The organism is Peribacillus sedimenti, assembly GCF_046237635.1.
GTDB lineage: Bacteria > Bacillota > Bacilli > Bacillales > DSM-1321 > Peribacillus > Peribacillus sedimenti.
Genome location: NZ_CP143547.1, coordinates 2,973,566 through 2,988,269, shown reverse-complemented (window position 1 = coordinate 2,988,269; position 14,704 = coordinate 2,973,566). Strand labels below are relative to the sequence as shown.

Annotated in this window: 10 protein-coding genes and 1 pseudogene; 6 read left to right on the top strand and 5 right to left on the bottom strand. The window is 38.8% G+C overall.

Annotated elements, in window-relative coordinates:
* Positions 1-134 precede the first annotated feature (134 nt).
* Together V1500_RS14760 and V1500_RS14755 are read right to left on the bottom strand one after the other, a co-directional pair.
* Positions 135-1,091, bottom strand: coding sequence for an NAD-dependent epimerase/dehydratase family protein (locus V1500_RS14760; protein ID WP_409300335.1), 957 nt, complete (start codon positions 1,089-1,091; stop codon positions 135-137).
* A gap of 46 nt (positions 1,092-1,137) precedes the next feature.
* Positions 1,138-1,500 (bottom strand): UDP binding domain-containing protein, encoded by a 363-nt coding sequence (locus V1500_RS14755; protein ID WP_409300333.1) that lies wholly within the window; start codon positions 1,498-1,500, stop codon positions 1,138-1,140.
* Between the two features lie 714 nt (positions 1,501-2,214).
* Between V1500_RS14755 and V1500_RS14750 the strand changes: the two genes are divergently transcribed.
* Positions 2,215-3,156, top strand: a complete 942-nt coding sequence (locus V1500_RS14750; protein WP_409306002.1) for a beta-ketoacyl-ACP synthase III — start codon at positions 2,215-2,217, stop codon at positions 3,154-3,156.
* Positions 3,156-3,383: a hypothetical protein gene (locus V1500_RS14745; protein WP_409300331.1), complete on the top strand. Its 228-nt coding sequence runs from the start codon at positions 3,156-3,158 to the stop codon at positions 3,381-3,383. The genes V1500_RS14750 and V1500_RS14745 overlap by 1 nt, the downstream gene beginning before the upstream one ends.
* A 34-nt stretch (positions 3,384-3,417) precedes the next feature.
* On the opposite strand, the gene V1500_RS14740 is transcribed toward V1500_RS14745, so the two are convergent.
* Entirely contained in the window at positions 3,418-4,395 is a 978-nt protein-coding gene (locus tag V1500_RS14740; RefSeq protein ID WP_409300329.1) for an HD domain-containing protein, read from the bottom strand.
* A 452-nt stretch (positions 4,396-4,847) separates the two neighbouring features.
* Between V1500_RS14740 and V1500_RS14735 the strand changes: the two are divergent.
* Positions 4,848-6,129 (top strand): annotated as a pseudogene (locus V1500_RS14735) (OFA family MFS transporter).
* 93 nt (positions 6,130-6,222) lie between these two features.
* Here the strand turns inward: V1500_RS14735 and V1500_RS14730 are convergent.
* Positions 6,223-7,548: an oligosaccharide flippase family protein gene (locus V1500_RS14730; protein ID WP_409300327.1), complete on the bottom strand. Its 1,326-nt coding sequence runs from the start codon at positions 7,546-7,548 to the stop codon at positions 6,223-6,225.
* 1,216 nt (positions 7,549-8,764) lie between these two features.
* Between V1500_RS14730 and V1500_RS14725 the strand changes: the two genes are divergently transcribed.
* Complete coding sequence (locus tag V1500_RS14725; protein WP_409300325.1) at positions 8,765-9,334, top strand: competence protein ComK; 570 nt, start codon at positions 8,765-8,767, stop codon at positions 9,332-9,334.
* Positions 9,335-10,030: 696 nt separating this feature from the next.
* Here V1500_RS14725 and V1500_RS14720 read toward each other — a convergent pair.
* On the bottom strand, positions 10,031-10,972 hold the full coding sequence (locus V1500_RS14720; protein WP_409300323.1) for an HNH endonuclease: 942 nt from the start codon (positions 10,970-10,972) through the stop codon (positions 10,031-10,033).
* Between the two features lie 925 nt (positions 10,973-11,897).
* Between V1500_RS14720 and V1500_RS14715 the strand changes: the two genes are divergently transcribed.
* Both V1500_RS14715 and V1500_RS14710 read left to right on the top strand, forming a co-directional pair.
* On the top strand, positions 11,898-12,221 hold the full coding sequence (locus V1500_RS14715) for a phosphoribosyl-ATP pyrophosphohydrolase (protein ID WP_409300321.1): 324 nt from the start codon (positions 11,898-11,900) through the stop codon (positions 12,219-12,221).
* Complete coding sequence (locus V1500_RS14710; RefSeq protein WP_409300320.1) at positions 12,218-14,629, top strand: DEAD/DEAH box helicase family protein; 2,412 nt, start codon at positions 12,218-12,220, stop codon at positions 14,627-14,629. The genes V1500_RS14715 and V1500_RS14710 overlap by 4 nt, the downstream gene beginning before the upstream one ends.
* Positions 14,630-14,704 lie beyond the last annotated feature (75 nt).

Below are 14,704 nucleotides of genomic sequence, written 5' to 3'. Positions count from 1 at the left end.
ATAACAGATCTCTGACCACTCATCCGGTTTGTAGGGAAGCAGCATAGCTCCTTTTTCTGGCATTTATATACCTCCAGGTGTCAATTAGCCGGCACGGTGCAGTATTTATTTACATATGAACTGGTTATGCGCCATTAATAAAGTGCTTCTAAGTAGTGATACATTTTCTTGATATAATCCCACTCATTTTGGATGCCCTCAAGCAAGGTGATTTTAGGGTTATATCCCAGCTTTTGACGCGCCAGCGATATATCAGCCCAGGTATGGAGGGGATCACCGGGCTGTCTGGGCTGGTAATCGATTTTTATTTTCTTTCCTGTGACAGCCTCCATAAGTGTAAGGACTTGATTCACGGAAGACCTCTCTGCGCCTCCGATATTAAATGCATTTCCGTGTTCCGTGTGATTCATAGCCAGAATATTTGCTTCAACGGCATCACTCACATACGTGAAATCCCTGGTTTGCTGGCCGTCGCCGAAGAGGGAGATGGGTTCGTCTTTCAGGACTACTTTCAGGAATTTATGAAAGGCCATGTCAGGGCGCTGCCTTGGACCGTATACGGTGAAATATCTCAACGAAGTTGCAGGCAGCCCAAAACCCAGGTGATACATACGGACCAAATGCTCACCGGCCAATTTACTTGTACCATATGGTGAAATCGGCAATGCAGGTTTATCTTCAGATGTTCTGCCGTCCGTTATGCCATAAATGGAGGAAGTCGAGGCGTACACGAATTTCTTGAGGGGCAGGTCCTTGCATGCTTCCAAGAGCCTTTGGGTCATAAGGATATTTAGCTCCACGTATTGCCGGAAGTTAGTTCCCCAGCTATTCCTGACGCCTGCGATCGCTGCCTGGTGGAAGATGACTTCGATTCCCTCAAGGAGTTCTTGTAAATCAAGCTCCAGGAGATTGCCGTTGACTAACTTGAAGTTAGGGTGCTGTATAAAATCTTGAATATGATATTGTTTGAAGTGTTCCCATTCTTTGAACAGGAACATATCTACACCCACAACCTCGTGTCCATCAGCCAACAGCCGTTGACACAGATGTGAGCCTATGAAACCTGCTGCCCCTGTTACAAGTACCTTCATGTTTGATTTCCCCTCCCTAACGCTAAATAGGTTATGCCTGCTTCCTTCATGATGTTTGGTTCATAAAGATTCCGTTCATAAAATCCTTTGCCTCATTCCAATCAATGTCTTTGAAGAGATCCCAAGCTGTACACAGAATGGCTGCATCAGTTCCGACCAATGTCTCTTCGATTGTTTGGCAGACTTTGATTTTACTGTCAGTAGGCCACGGAGTTTGCGTGTTTGATTGAATGATAGGATCTAGGATGCGAATCTCTTTGCAAGAAGGCAGTAGTTTGTTCACGATTTTAATTGCAGGAGACTCTCTTTGGTCATCCGTTTCAGGCTTAAATGTGAGGCCAAGTATGGAGATGGTCCAAGGTTCATTGGTCACTTTTTCCAGAGAGGCGAACAACTTCGCAAGGTACACATCAGGCATTGCTTCTTTAAACAGACTCTATTTGAGATTCTAAGCCAGGGCCATCCCCTGATAATTCGGCCATTCTGGGTGGGCCGCGGTTGTTTTTGCATTCATCCAATGCTAGTACATTTGTCACCTATCCCTCCTATAAGCTATTCAATTCCAATGCTTTGGTAATGGGTATATTCATCAATTATGATACTTTCGGAATAAAAATCGAAGGGATAACTAATTACTTCAGAATTACGGTGTACTACCTTTCAAAATGGACGGTGCAAAAATAAGCCTGAACAGGAGCACCATTTTAGAAGACATTTATAAAGTAACTTGCTGACACAATGAATTCATAAAATGAACCATTATGTCGCTTGATTTAAAGGTCGCTCCATCAAGCTAACCCCGATTGGCCAAAAGCTCTTTATCGGAATATCCGAACTTTATGGTGATTTCTTTGTATTTACAGATTGCACCTCATTAATTTTCTGTTTGGGCTATTAAGATAGCCTTTACCACTTTCCAACTAATTGAATATGTTATTCGTATGAGAAGAGAGGACTTGGAGAGTGCTGACAAACTAATTGATGGATTTTCCGATGACATGATCTTGTAAAACGAGATATTTTTCCTCTCAATAAAATCCAGATTGGTGAGGAAAATCAGTTGCAAAGTGAAGAGATTCATTTATCTCTTGAAGATATTTCGTTATTTTGGTGGGGGGGCATGATGGTGAATTCAGTGGGAATACTCGGGGTTGGAACGTATCTTCCGGACAATATTGTAACCAATGACGATTTGAAGGGAAAAGTAAATACAAGCGATGACTGGATTCGTTCGCGTACAGGTATCCGGGAACGGAGGATTGCACCAAAGGACATGCTGGTTTCTGATATGGCATCTGAAGCGGCCAGGATTGCCATTAAAGATGCAAATATTTTACCGCAGGACATAGGAATGATTTTAGTTGCGACAGTCACTCCTGACCACTCCTTCCCATCAGTAGCCTGTATGGTTCAGGAGAGCCTTGGAATTCCGTCTGGAGTCCCTGCGATGGATATTAGCGCAGCCTGCTCCGGATTTATTTATGGAATCGTGACTGCCATGCACTTTATACAGGTAGATACCCACCAATATATTCTTTTGATAGGTGCAGATAAGTTCTCTTCCATAATCGATTGGACTGACCGCAACACGTCAGTCTTGTTTGGAGATGGCGCAGGAGCGGTCGTGCTTGGCAGAGTACGCCACAATCGGGGGATTCTTTCCTTTGATTTGGGAGCGGATGGAACGGGAGGAAAGCATCTAATGGCTGATCCGCTGGTGTCCATGAATGGCAGGGAAGTGTTTAAGTTTGCCGTGCGGCAGCTGCCATTAGTGACTGAAACAGTCCTGGCAAAGTGCAGTTTGACAAATCAAGATATCGACCTTTTGATCCCGCATCAGGCAAATACCCGCATTATCGAAGCCGCGAGAGTTCGTCTGGGCCTATCTGAGGAAAAAATCTCCGTTACGGTTGATCGATACGGCAACACTTCCGCAGCATCCATTCCACTTTCCCTCGCAGCGGAAATCGAGCAAGGGAAGATTAAGGATGATGAGATTATATTGTTAGTCGGTTTTGGAGCTGGATTAACATGGGGTGCAGTTTGCCTGAGGTGGGGAATATAATGCATGGCAGCCTTGTGAAAAAGATGGGAGGCAGCAGCCAGATGGTACTAAACGAGCACATCTGGCGCACGATTATGCAATCATATGGAGACCGTCAGCCTGCTCAAAGGTTTTTCAAGGGGACAAGTTTTTATATGATGGAAAGAAACAGCCAATTGTTTAGTGATACTTATAAAGATTATGCTCCAGTACATGTGTTAATTGGCTGGGTGTATTGCTGTGTGTGAATGTGTTCAACGCTACTCATTCCATTGTAAGATTTTAGTTGGCAATTATTTTTACATACAGTCCTTCTTCGGCTTTTTTCCTTGCTTTTCCGTTTAGATTCTTGATTTTGTCTGATACAGAAGAAGCACGTATCAGCTGTTCATTAGTAGGTACAGAGGGGTCTATGAGCCTCAGTTTATTTCTTCGATGTAAATCATATTCCAGTTTGTTTTCTGTGACCATTACATTTCGGTGTATTTGCTTTGACAGATTTTTAACTTCCGGGTCGTCAGACGCTTGCAACAAGTCCATCACTTCTTGATCTGTACGAAGCAGGGTATCCAGGTCAATAATACCTTTATCTAAAGCAGTCTTTACGGTTTTTGCGAGAATGTCATATCCATACATATTAAGGGGGTTCATAAAGAAGTCAATAACCTCTTTGCAGTATGTCTTTACGATCCACTCGGCTGTGATTGTATTTTCAGGATATATTTTTCCGTCGATTACTATTAAATTGTCTAAGAATAAATGAATTTCATCTAGTGTAATACTTCCGTAGTTATACATATCCCTAAGTGTATAATCGATCCTGTCCGCACATAATTCAGGAGCTGGCTGCTCAAGCAATGTCCATTTAGAATGATCCAGGAGGATGGTTTTGTAATCATATCCGCAGTTTTCTAGAATATGAGGAATTTCAGAGTTAGCAATAATCTGATGATAAATCTTTTCGTGGTAGTCTTCATTTTTATTCTCAAACACAAAATCAATCACATGGGAGAAGGCAGTATGCGACACATCATGAAGCAAGCCTGCAATTTGTTCTTCAAGAGATCCGCCCAAGCTTTTGATCAGAAGCATGACACCTATAGAATGGTCATATCTGGTGACATTCCAGCTTTCATTAACAAAATAACTCGCCCCTCCCTGGTACACACCTTTTAATCTTTGTACCGGGCTGCTTAAAATAAGCTCTTCCAGGATCCCATCGACCGTATAATCCCCATAAATTACATCTGTTAATTTCATAGTTCCCACACCCCCGATAACATTAGTCCATTTAAATATCGCTGTCTGAGTCCGTTGCAATATAACTTGCATGACATCAAAACGAACACTTGTTCTTAAAATTATTATAGGACTTCTTTTAATTTTTATCAATGGTTAAGTAGAGCAATTAGTGACTGTGTACTCCAGTACTTTTATTTTACAAAATGTTTATAATTTTCAAATAATGTCAAAATATAGAAGGGGAGGAGGGGTGTATTTGGCACAACCTGTATGCCCAATGCGAAGCGGTTGTGGTGTCTCGGCACAGCAAGCAGGAAAATGAGACAACGGATCCCAGGTTAAAATGCGGTCATATCTATGGTGTATTTGCAAAAGTAGTGCACAGTAGTGCATCGTGCAGCTTCATGGGTATAGGGTCAAGTTCTTACAGGTTTTCCGATTTGCTACATATTAAATGAACTGGAGGCGTTATGCATTTGAAAAAAACAAAAAACCGTTGGTTGATTGCATTGTGTGCAGTAGGAATCCACATCTCCATTGGCTCGGTTTATGCGTGGAGCAATTTTACGAATCCATTAATCAATGAATTTGGCTGGACAAGCAAGCAAGTGCAGTTCACATTCAGCTTGGCGATTTTATTCCTAGGATTGTCTGCTGCGTTCCTTGGCCATTTCGTTGAAAAGCATGGGCCGAGAAGGGCTGGTCTCTTGGCGGCTGCCTTCTTTGGGGCGGGGATCATCGGTTCTGGACTTGCTGTAAACCTTGGTTCTTTGATTTTACTGTATGTGACGTACGGGGGTACTCGGGGGAATTGGATTGGGAGTAGGGTATATTGCGCCTGTTTCGACCCTGGTAAAATGGTTTCCTGACCGCCGCGGCCTGGCTACAGGACTTGCGATCATGGGATTCGGATTTGCGGCTGCGATCAGCAGTCCAATTATGGACTCATTAATTAAATCTGTTGGCACAGCTAATACATTTTATATTTTGGGCGCAGCCTATTTCATCATCATGGCATTATCCTCTTTATACTTAGAAAAACCTGTGGAAGGCTGGCTGCCGGAGGGATTTAAGGAAAAAGTCCAATCGGGGAAAACAACTATAAAAGAAGATTTAGCCCAATTGACTGCAAATGAAGCGATCAAGACAACAAGGTTTTATTATCTGTGGCTGATGCTATTTATCAATGTTACCTGCGGGATCGCGATTCTTTCAGCGGCAAAACCGTTGGCGGAGGAAAGCATTGGGCTAACGACAGCTGAAGCGGCAGCGCTAGTCGGGGTACTTGGACTTTTCAATGGATTTGGGCGCATTGGATGGGCCTCCATATCTGACTACATCGGAAGGCCAAATACGTATACAATCTTTTTTGCCACCCAAATCGTGTTGTTTGCTGTCTTGCCGCATACAACTAATGTAATATTATTCCAGGTCATGCTGGCAGTCGTATACACGATGTATGGCGGAGGGTTTGCATCCATTCCGGCATTTATTGGGGACCTATTCGGAACGAAGCAGCTTGGTGCCATTCATGGCTATATTCTTACGGCATGGGCGGCTGCTGGCCTTGCAGGTCCGATGTTTGCAGCGTGGATGAAGGATACGACCGGCAGCTATGCTACGAGCCTGACCTTCTTTGCGGGCCTGTTCATTGTAGCATTGATTGTTTCGCTTCTGATCCGAAGGGATATTAGCAGGCTTCGCAATGAAAAAAGGCAGAAGGGAAGAGCATATACTGAGGCTGCACATTGATTATTTATTGAATAATTAAGGTGATTTACAAAAGGATTGGTTCCTGTCATCTCAGGTTCCAATCCTTTAATTTTTGCTATGTAAAATGACAACTTATAATTCTATTCTACGCGGAATCAACCATAGCTTGACTCCAATCCGCTTGCAAACTGTGAAGTAATGAAGCAATGCTTGAAGTACAGCGCCGAGGTTCATACCAAGAATCACACCTGTCATATTTAAAACCGGCATGGAACCAAGCAGATAAATAAAAGTGAAAGCTAAAGCCTGCGCCCAGATGCTATGAAGGAAAGCATCCTTTACCAATCCCACACCAATTAAATAGGCCTGCAATGGAATGATGAAGAATGTAAACAGAAAATAGGGCCACAGCATTTGCAGGTAGAAGGCTGCTGCAGTTGAAGAAAAGAAGAGAGACGTTAAATTTTGTGCAAAGTGATACATGACAAACACTGCAACCGACCCATACAGCAAGGTAAGCCACATCGATTGATTCAGCAGATTATGGAGTTTTGTGTCTTCGAGTCGTGAATAGGCATCCGATACATTGGGAATCAGGGTAACCATCAAGGAATGAGCAATAAAGGCCGGGAAAAAGCCAATAGTCATCGCGACCCCCATAAGCATCCCGAAATGCTCGGTTGCAGTTACGGTCGTAAAACCCGATTTCACTAGGGCAGCTTGAATGAGAAAGGGCTGTACCGCATTGACTATGGCATGAAGAAACCGCATCCCAACAGTAGGCAGGGAAACAGAAAGCAGATTCTGCCGGGCCTGTTTTGCCGGGATTATAACAATAGAGGATGTTTTTAAACCCTGAAGGTGAATCAAAAACAAACTAAACAGGTAGAGAAGAACGATGAATTCACTGCCAATCAAGGCTCCAATCGCCATGAGCAGTGATGTTTCCTGGTTATAATCAAAGAACTGAAAAATGAGAAACAGTAACAGGAATTGAGCTGCCTTTCTCAGGAAATTGGCAACTGCGATTTTACTCATTTGCTGAATGCCCATGAAGTATCCGCGGGCAATAGAGGAAAAGGCTGCTGTTGGAATCAGCACATACAAAAGCCATTGGATGTGATCCGGAAATTTGCTGAAAGCAGACGGGATCGAAGCAGCAATAGCCGTTAGGATGATTAAAACAATCATCGAAATAAAACCCAGCTTTAAAGCATGTCTTAAAAGGCTCAAGTGGGTGTCGCGCTTGTTCTCGGCAATATATTTAGAGACGGAAATAGGTAATTCCAGGCTGGCCAGGATAAAAATCAAAAACACAACAGGCATTATGGACATGTACAAGCCCATCCCCTGTTCCTTGAGCTCCCTTGCCAGCTGCATATTCACAAAAAACTCAACACATTCACTCAAAAAAGCAGCACAGATCAGGATTACCGTACCCCTTAAAAACGAATTCACGCTGCGTCACCTCCGCTAATATCCATACATATGAGACAAGCAGGCAAATTATTAGGACTATAGAAAACATGATCGAATAAATCGAGGGAAACGTGGAGATTGGACTGCGGTTCTCACTATGAACAATACATCGTAAGCTCTAAATACAGTAGGCTTAAAATTCATAAAGAATTCAAAATTGAAGAAGTTAACATTTCAATGGCAGTAATAACTTATTAAATTAATGGAGTTGGACTGGAATTAGCGGCATTTTTATTAAATTTGGAAATTATAAAATACACTCTCCGTGGCGTCAATAGTAGCTGAAAAAAAAGATTGAATTAAAAAGGAAGGCAGAAGAAATATCAGACAAATCAAGAAAAGCGAGTTTTTCAATAAGATAAGCTGTATGTATAATAGTCACAAGAGATGACATATTATGTCGGATATTGGGAGGATTGCTGAATACATTTTCTACACACGAACAAAAACACACTCAGTAAACAGAATTGCTTCTGTTAACAACATGACCCCATATTTAAACAACGTACATGCCCTTACATCCCAGCCTATTAATCCACCATTCATTCACCAATGAAATTCAGAACTTATCGAAAAAGAAAGCATGAAGCCTTCCGAAAAAAAGGGCTCAAAAAGATGCTTGCATGTTGTACAGCTAAAGTGTTTTTTATTGAAGACCTTCAAAAGATAAGTCAAAAAAAAGCTACATACTATTAAAATCCTGGAATTCTTCAGAGAGGTAATGATTCAGGTATTACAAGGATTTGAGAAGAATAGAAACCGCAGCTGTATCTGTACTGAAATACAAAAGGTCTAAAATATCCCTTTCCAAAAGGTGCTCATTCGATTCAAGGCATACAAAGAATCAAATTAGTAATCATGTATTACATACACAAGGGGATTTAAACAGCAGGTGTAGAGACTGAAAAAGGAGGGATCGTAAGACCTTCCTTTATGAAGTTTCTGTCATTCTCCCAGATTTGACCAATTGTAAGCGTATTCAAATGATAATAAAAACGATAAATCAGCTGGTAAAAGGCTGAATAATAAAGGAGGTGAAATTTATGTGAAAATTACATAACAAAACCCTTTAGGCTCTGTCTTGCCGGACCTTTACCTAAAGGGTTTTCGGAGCTGGAGTATACCAGACCTATAATCAAGTATACTCTTTCATGCAAAATAATGAAATAGATGTGAAAACAAGGAGGATATGATAATGGAAAGAGTAATGAATTACATAATTGATAATGAAGCATCCATAATAATGACAGAATATGATAAGCACGGTAATGAACTATCAATCGTTTTTGATAAAGACAAACCTATGATGATTGAAACAAGGCCTTTTGAGCTGCTGAATGATAGCATAAAAGCTTATGGTTATGACATTTTTGGCGCTTTCAGAGGAAGCAGGTCAATCCTCGGAAACATTAAAATGCCACCGATCAATGTAAATCCTAGAAAAGTGATGATTTGGTTTCCCTGTTCTTCACCGAAGGATCGAGAATGTGTGTGGCTGGCCCACGCACATATCGTGAAGAGAGAAAGATTAGGAAGGAAAAAAACAAGGATATACTTTAAATATGGTCATACCTTGACATTGGATATAAGTACTTATAGCTTTGACCAAAAGATGAAAAAGGCAGCAGAACTTCATGTGTACCTTATAAAAGAGGAGGTTGGAGAATATATGGGTAACTATTATGGTTTTGATATAGTAAAGGAAACTGGTAATAGGAATTATAGGATTGATAACAGAAGTAGCGATTTATTCGAAGACTTTTGATTACAATTAGCAAGGCAGTGATAAGTTGAGAGGGGAGTTGTTTCCCCCTCAATATTTTTTTATTTTGAATGAATCGTGCCGTTTCCGACTTATAAATTGAAGAGTTCTTTTTTGTTGCTCTCATTTTCCGGTGCTACGGGTATACCGTAAACATATGAATTGAGTCGACTGATAAAATAGTTTAACTAGATTTGTAAGAATTGTTGAATCGTTACTGCCTATCCGTGACTCACTTTTAACACCTCTGTTTGCCTAGAAGTTTAGTTTAATATAATGAATTATCTGTTATAAGGATTTATAGTTTATGTGCTAATAAGTCACCTAAATGCATAAGAGAGACTCAGTGAAAGATTAAGAATTCAATGTGATCCTTCTTAAAGGAATTATTCTAGTAGGCAAGCATATCTTTTCCATTTTGTTGGGATCGTTTAATGGTTATATATTTTTGCTTGGAATCTTTATTTCTTACAATATGGCAGTGGGCTAGGGCTATCTACACCACTATTTTAAGTGTAATTTTATCAACGGCACTAATTGCATTTTTAAGTAGAGAATTACTTTCCTCTCGCAGAAGGAATGATGAAAAATGAATATAAGGAACAAAAGCATTGTTAAAAAACTCTAACAGTTGCCTTTTAATTCTTTCTTTAGTTAGACTTTTACTGTAATATGAGGTGTTTTTATTGTAACTCTTCTTTAGATTTTATTAACTACAATGGTTTTATTATCAACTTTAAATATAAATTTATCCTTATTGATTTCTTGTAAGTTAAAATCACCATAATGAATTTGCCTGTGATGATTAGCACATACAGTTAAGAGATTGTTCGTCGATAAAGAACCAGCCTGTAATTCTGAAACTGGAATGATGTGATGTGTTTCCACATAATATTCCCCATTTGTTTTTTTGAATGAGTATGGCTCTAGGTTCAAGGCTTCACACACCTGACATTTAAACCCCGTTCTTCTTTTGTATTTCTGTGCTATTGATCCTCTTTCAATATATTTACTAATTCTTTCTTTAACCTCTGGAACGGCCTCACCATATTTTTTCTCTAGCTTTGCAATACTATCATTGTCTGCGTTTGATTCATTAAAAACCAGCTCTAAAGTATCTGATCCACCAACTAAATCTATTATTTTTTTGAACGCTAGACGGTTTAATGGCATGGATGAGCCTTGTTGTCCTTCAATTAAGTATTTATCATATTCTTCTGATGAAAGGTCTAAGTTATCCAAAAGGATGGGTGTCCTTAATAGGCTTTTTATATATCTTATTGGCACTCTATATCTAACTTTATCGGCATCACCTTCCTCTTCCCAATATTTCTTTTTAGTACCTTTCAATGGTTTTGCTGAATCTAATATTTCTACTACTGCATAAATGCCTCTTTCCAGCTTTTTCTTACCAACAAGCTGTTTTTTTGTTCTCCTATCATGTCCAACTCTTATAACGCCTAATTGCCCTGGCTTAAAGTCTTCCTTATGGTATTCAGACACAGCAAAACTATCTTCAATTTCCCCTGATAGTATAAATTGATCAATATACCACTTCTTGGGATTACAGAAAAAAGTCCAATAACCGGTGGGCTTTACCTTTTGAGATTTATTTACTGTTAAGGATTCAAGTTCATTCATGATCTCACCTCTTAAAAAATAATGAATCATATTTTACTTTCTTCTATTATATTAAAACAGGTAACATATATAGTAAAATGTGATGGGATGAAGCGGATTTTTGTCAAACACCATTTCAGGTTATTTTTAAAAATTGTAATATCCACATCATACAACCATACTCCACGGTTATATCCAAAGTATTTTAAGTGAGATCACTAGAGATGAAATTGGCAATTGATGTTGATAATTTAATTGATGAAAGGGATCCTGATGAATTTGATTGTGGAAGATGGAAATTTTTATGTAAGAGCTTCGAACGATGTTAGAAATGGTTGAACAGGAGAAATAAATTAGTACATAGTCATGATGAAACAATTACTCCAAGAGAAGCATCAATAGTTGAACGAGGTGTTAACCAATTAATTGATAGTGTTAAATAAGCAGCATCAGATAATGAGAGGTAGTGGCTAGTACGTAGAAGGTAAAAGATATGTTACTTTTTGTAAAGAAATAAAAAAGATGAGCCACCTGTGGATAGAGTGGCTTTTATGTGAGGATTTGTGTCACAGATTACATAGACATAAAAATTTTAGTTATCGTTATCAACTATGTTCTTACCAACTGAAGCTGCTGTCAGGGTAAATGAACTTAACATTTGAAAAAAGATAATGAAAATAAAAATAAAAGAATCATATCTCATTTTAATGGAAGCAGAATTCTTTATTTTGAGAGAATCATTATCATTATATAAAAATGTTTGAATAAACTAAAAAAATAATACTTTTGGGTTTGTTCATTTAAATCTCCATTTTTATCAATGTTTCTACACTATTTGTACATGGATCAGTACTTGTTTTTGACTTGAATTATGATACTTAATTTAATATACACATTATCTATTTAATGATATAAACAAGATATGTATAAAAAAGGAGAATTTAATATGCCAAAGTATAATAAATTGGTACGTGACGTGATCCCACAAATAATTACTAATACAGGCAAAGAATTTTCTTCAAGAATTTTAACGGATGAAGAATATATATTAGAACTTAAGAAGAAAAGCTTTGAAGAATTACAGGAGTATGTGGAAACTACGAATAAAGAGGACGCAATAGAGGAACTAGCGGACTTATTAGAAATCATCCATGCACTGGCTGAGTATCATGGTTCTTCTATAGAGGAAGTGGAATTGGTTCGTCAGAAGAAAGCTGAAAAACGCGGTGGCTTCAAGGAAAAAATTTTCTTAATAGAGGTAGAAGATTGAGTAACATTCAATTAATTACAAGACAGCTAGGAAAGCACATACACGAACACATGGATTCGGCCTCAACTATTTACATTTTGACTGCATTTGTAATGAAATCTGGTGTAGAAATGCTAAAGCAGGCTTTACAGGCGGCTGCAGAACGGGGAGCAGATATTAAGGTATGTACCGGCGATTATTTGTATGTAACTCAGCCTGAAGCATTAGAGCTGTTGCTTAATATAGATGAAAGAATAGAGGTTCGGTTATGGAAAAGCAACGGCACGGCTTTTCATCCTAAGGCATATCTGTTTCAGAGAGAAGGCAATGAAAGTCTATTTGTTGGGTCCTCCAATTTATCTCGATCTGCTCTTGGACCTGGAGTTGAGTGGAATATCTCCGTAAGTAATGAAAAAGAGGTATTCGCTGAAGGATTAGAGCAGTTTTTGCATACTTTTTACTCGGAGAATACAGTACCACTTAATTCAGAAACCTTGAAAAAGTATAAAACACAATATGAATGCTATCATCAACAAAATCCAAATTTGACACAAACCTGGACTGAGTCTGAAGAGTTAGATTTAATGCTGCCTTCTGAAAAAGAAGAATTACCGTTAGTCATACAAGATTCTCCTGCCGTATATGGTGAGATAAGGCCACGATTTGCTCAGTTAGAGGCATTGGAGGAATTAGATAAGACACTTGAAGAAGATTATAGTAAAGCTTTAGTGGTTATGGCTACTGGATTGGGGAAAACATATTTAGCGGGATTCTTTGCGGAAAAGTTCGAGAAAGTACTGTTCATTGCACATCTTGAAGAGATTCTATATCAGGCTAAGAAGACATTTGAGTCGGTTATGCCTGATAAAAAGTATTCCATTTATAATGGAAGGATTAAAGAAAATGATGGTGATGCAATATTTGCTTCTATTTATACCTTAAGTATGCAGAAGCATTTACAAGTATTTTCTCCAGAGGATTTTGATTTGATTATTATAGACGAATTTCATCACGCAGCGGCTGATTCCTACCAAAGAATATTAGAATATTTTAAACCGAAATTTTTGCTAGGTATAACCGCTACTCCAGAACGTAACGACAATAAAGATGTTTACGCTATTTGTGATGGAAATGTGGCATTTCGAATGGACTTCTTGGAGGCAATTCAGAGAAAATGGTTGTCCCCATTTTCTTATTATGGCGTATTTGATGATACAGACTACAGCCAAATTACTTGGATAGGGAATCGATATGATGAACAGGAACTCTTGCAATTGCAACTGCGGGATGATATGGCGCAAAAAATCTTGGATGCCTGGAAAGATAAAAAACAGACTAGGACTATAGGATTTTGCTCTTCTATTAAACAGGCCGATTTTTTATCAAGTTATTTTAATAATAACGGATATCGAACTGTCAGTTTGCACTCAAAGCAAAAATTATATAGTAGAAATGATGTTATCAATCAGCTGGCAAACGGTGATCTCGATGTAATTTTTACAGTTGACCTTTTTAATGAGGGTGTGGATATACCAGAAGTTGATACGCTATTATTCGTAAGGCCAACTGAATCGCTAACTGTGTTTACTCAACAAATCGGCCGTGGATTGCGGCTGTATGAATCCAAAGAAAAATGTGTGATCATTGACTTGATAGGTAATTATCGAAATGCAGATATTAAATTAAGTTTATTTGATACTGAGTCTTCAACTAAAGGTCACCAAAGAGTAATCCAGCCAGTAGTTCCAGACATGTGTGAGATAGAATTAGATTTAAAAGTTATAAATTTGCTTGCTGAAATGACAAGGAAAAGGCAGCCGAGACGAGAAAAATTATTAAACGATTACCTTGCACTGAAGCAGGAATTGGGAAGGCGGCCATCTTACCTAGAGTTGCATTTAAAGGGAGGGTCGGATTCGGCGCAATATAAACAGGAATTCTCCTCCTACTTCGGATTTCTGGAATGGGCAGACGAACTGAACAATGTTGAAAAAGAAGTTTATCAGAAATATCAAAATTGGTTTGTAGAGGTCGAGAAGACCGGAATGTCCAAAAGCTATAAAATGGTTGTTTTGTTAGGAATGCTTCACAAAGGTGCTCAAGGATGGTTCAAACCGATATCGTCTAAAGAAATCGCTCCATTCTTTCATCAATACTTAACTGCAACCGAATATCGAAAGCGAATTGATTTTTCTGATGCTTCATCAAAAAGGCTCTGGAACTACAATGAAGCTGGGCTAAGTAAATTGATTGCTGACATGCCCATGACAAAGTGGAGTGGAAGCTCGAAGGGATTAATTTCTTACGAAAATGATATTTTTAAACTAGAGTTTGATATCCTGTCTGAAGATCAACAATTGGTTTATGTCGTAACACATGAAATTTGTGAATATAGACTACACAAACACTTTGAAAGAAAAGCTGAATAATACAAAATTAAATATTGCTGTCACTCAGGTTAGGTCTATCTTTTATATACAGGGATAGATCTTTTTTTTCGTAGA

What these genes read in the sequence shown, in the direction of transcription:
- V1500_RS14760 (WP_409300335.1), bottom strand. Translation starts at nt 1,091, where the DNA reads ATGAAGGTACTTGTAACAGGGGCAGCAGGTTTCATAGGCTCACATCTG.
- V1500_RS14750 (WP_409306002.1), top strand. Translation starts at nt 2,215, where the DNA reads ATGGTGAATTCAGTGGGAATACTCGGGGTTGGAACGTATCTTCCGGAC.
- V1500_RS14745 (WP_409300331.1), top strand. Translation starts at nt 3,156, where the DNA reads ATGCATGGCAGCCTTGTGAAAAAGATGGGAGGCAGCAGCCAGATGGTA.
- V1500_RS14740 (WP_409300329.1), bottom strand. Translation starts at nt 4,395, where the DNA reads ATGAAATTAACAGATGTAATTTATGGGGATTATACGGTCGATGGGATC.
- V1500_RS14725 (WP_409300325.1), top strand. Translation starts at nt 8,765, where the DNA reads ATGGAAAGAGTAATGAATTACATAATTGATAATGAAGCATCCATAATA.
- V1500_RS14720 (WP_409300323.1), bottom strand. Translation starts at nt 10,972, where the DNA reads ATGAATGAACTTGAATCCTTAACAGTAAATAAATCTCAAAAGGTAAAG.
- V1500_RS14715 (WP_409300321.1), top strand. Translation starts at nt 11,898, where the DNA reads ATGCCAAAGTATAATAAATTGGTACGTGACGTGATCCCACAAATAATT.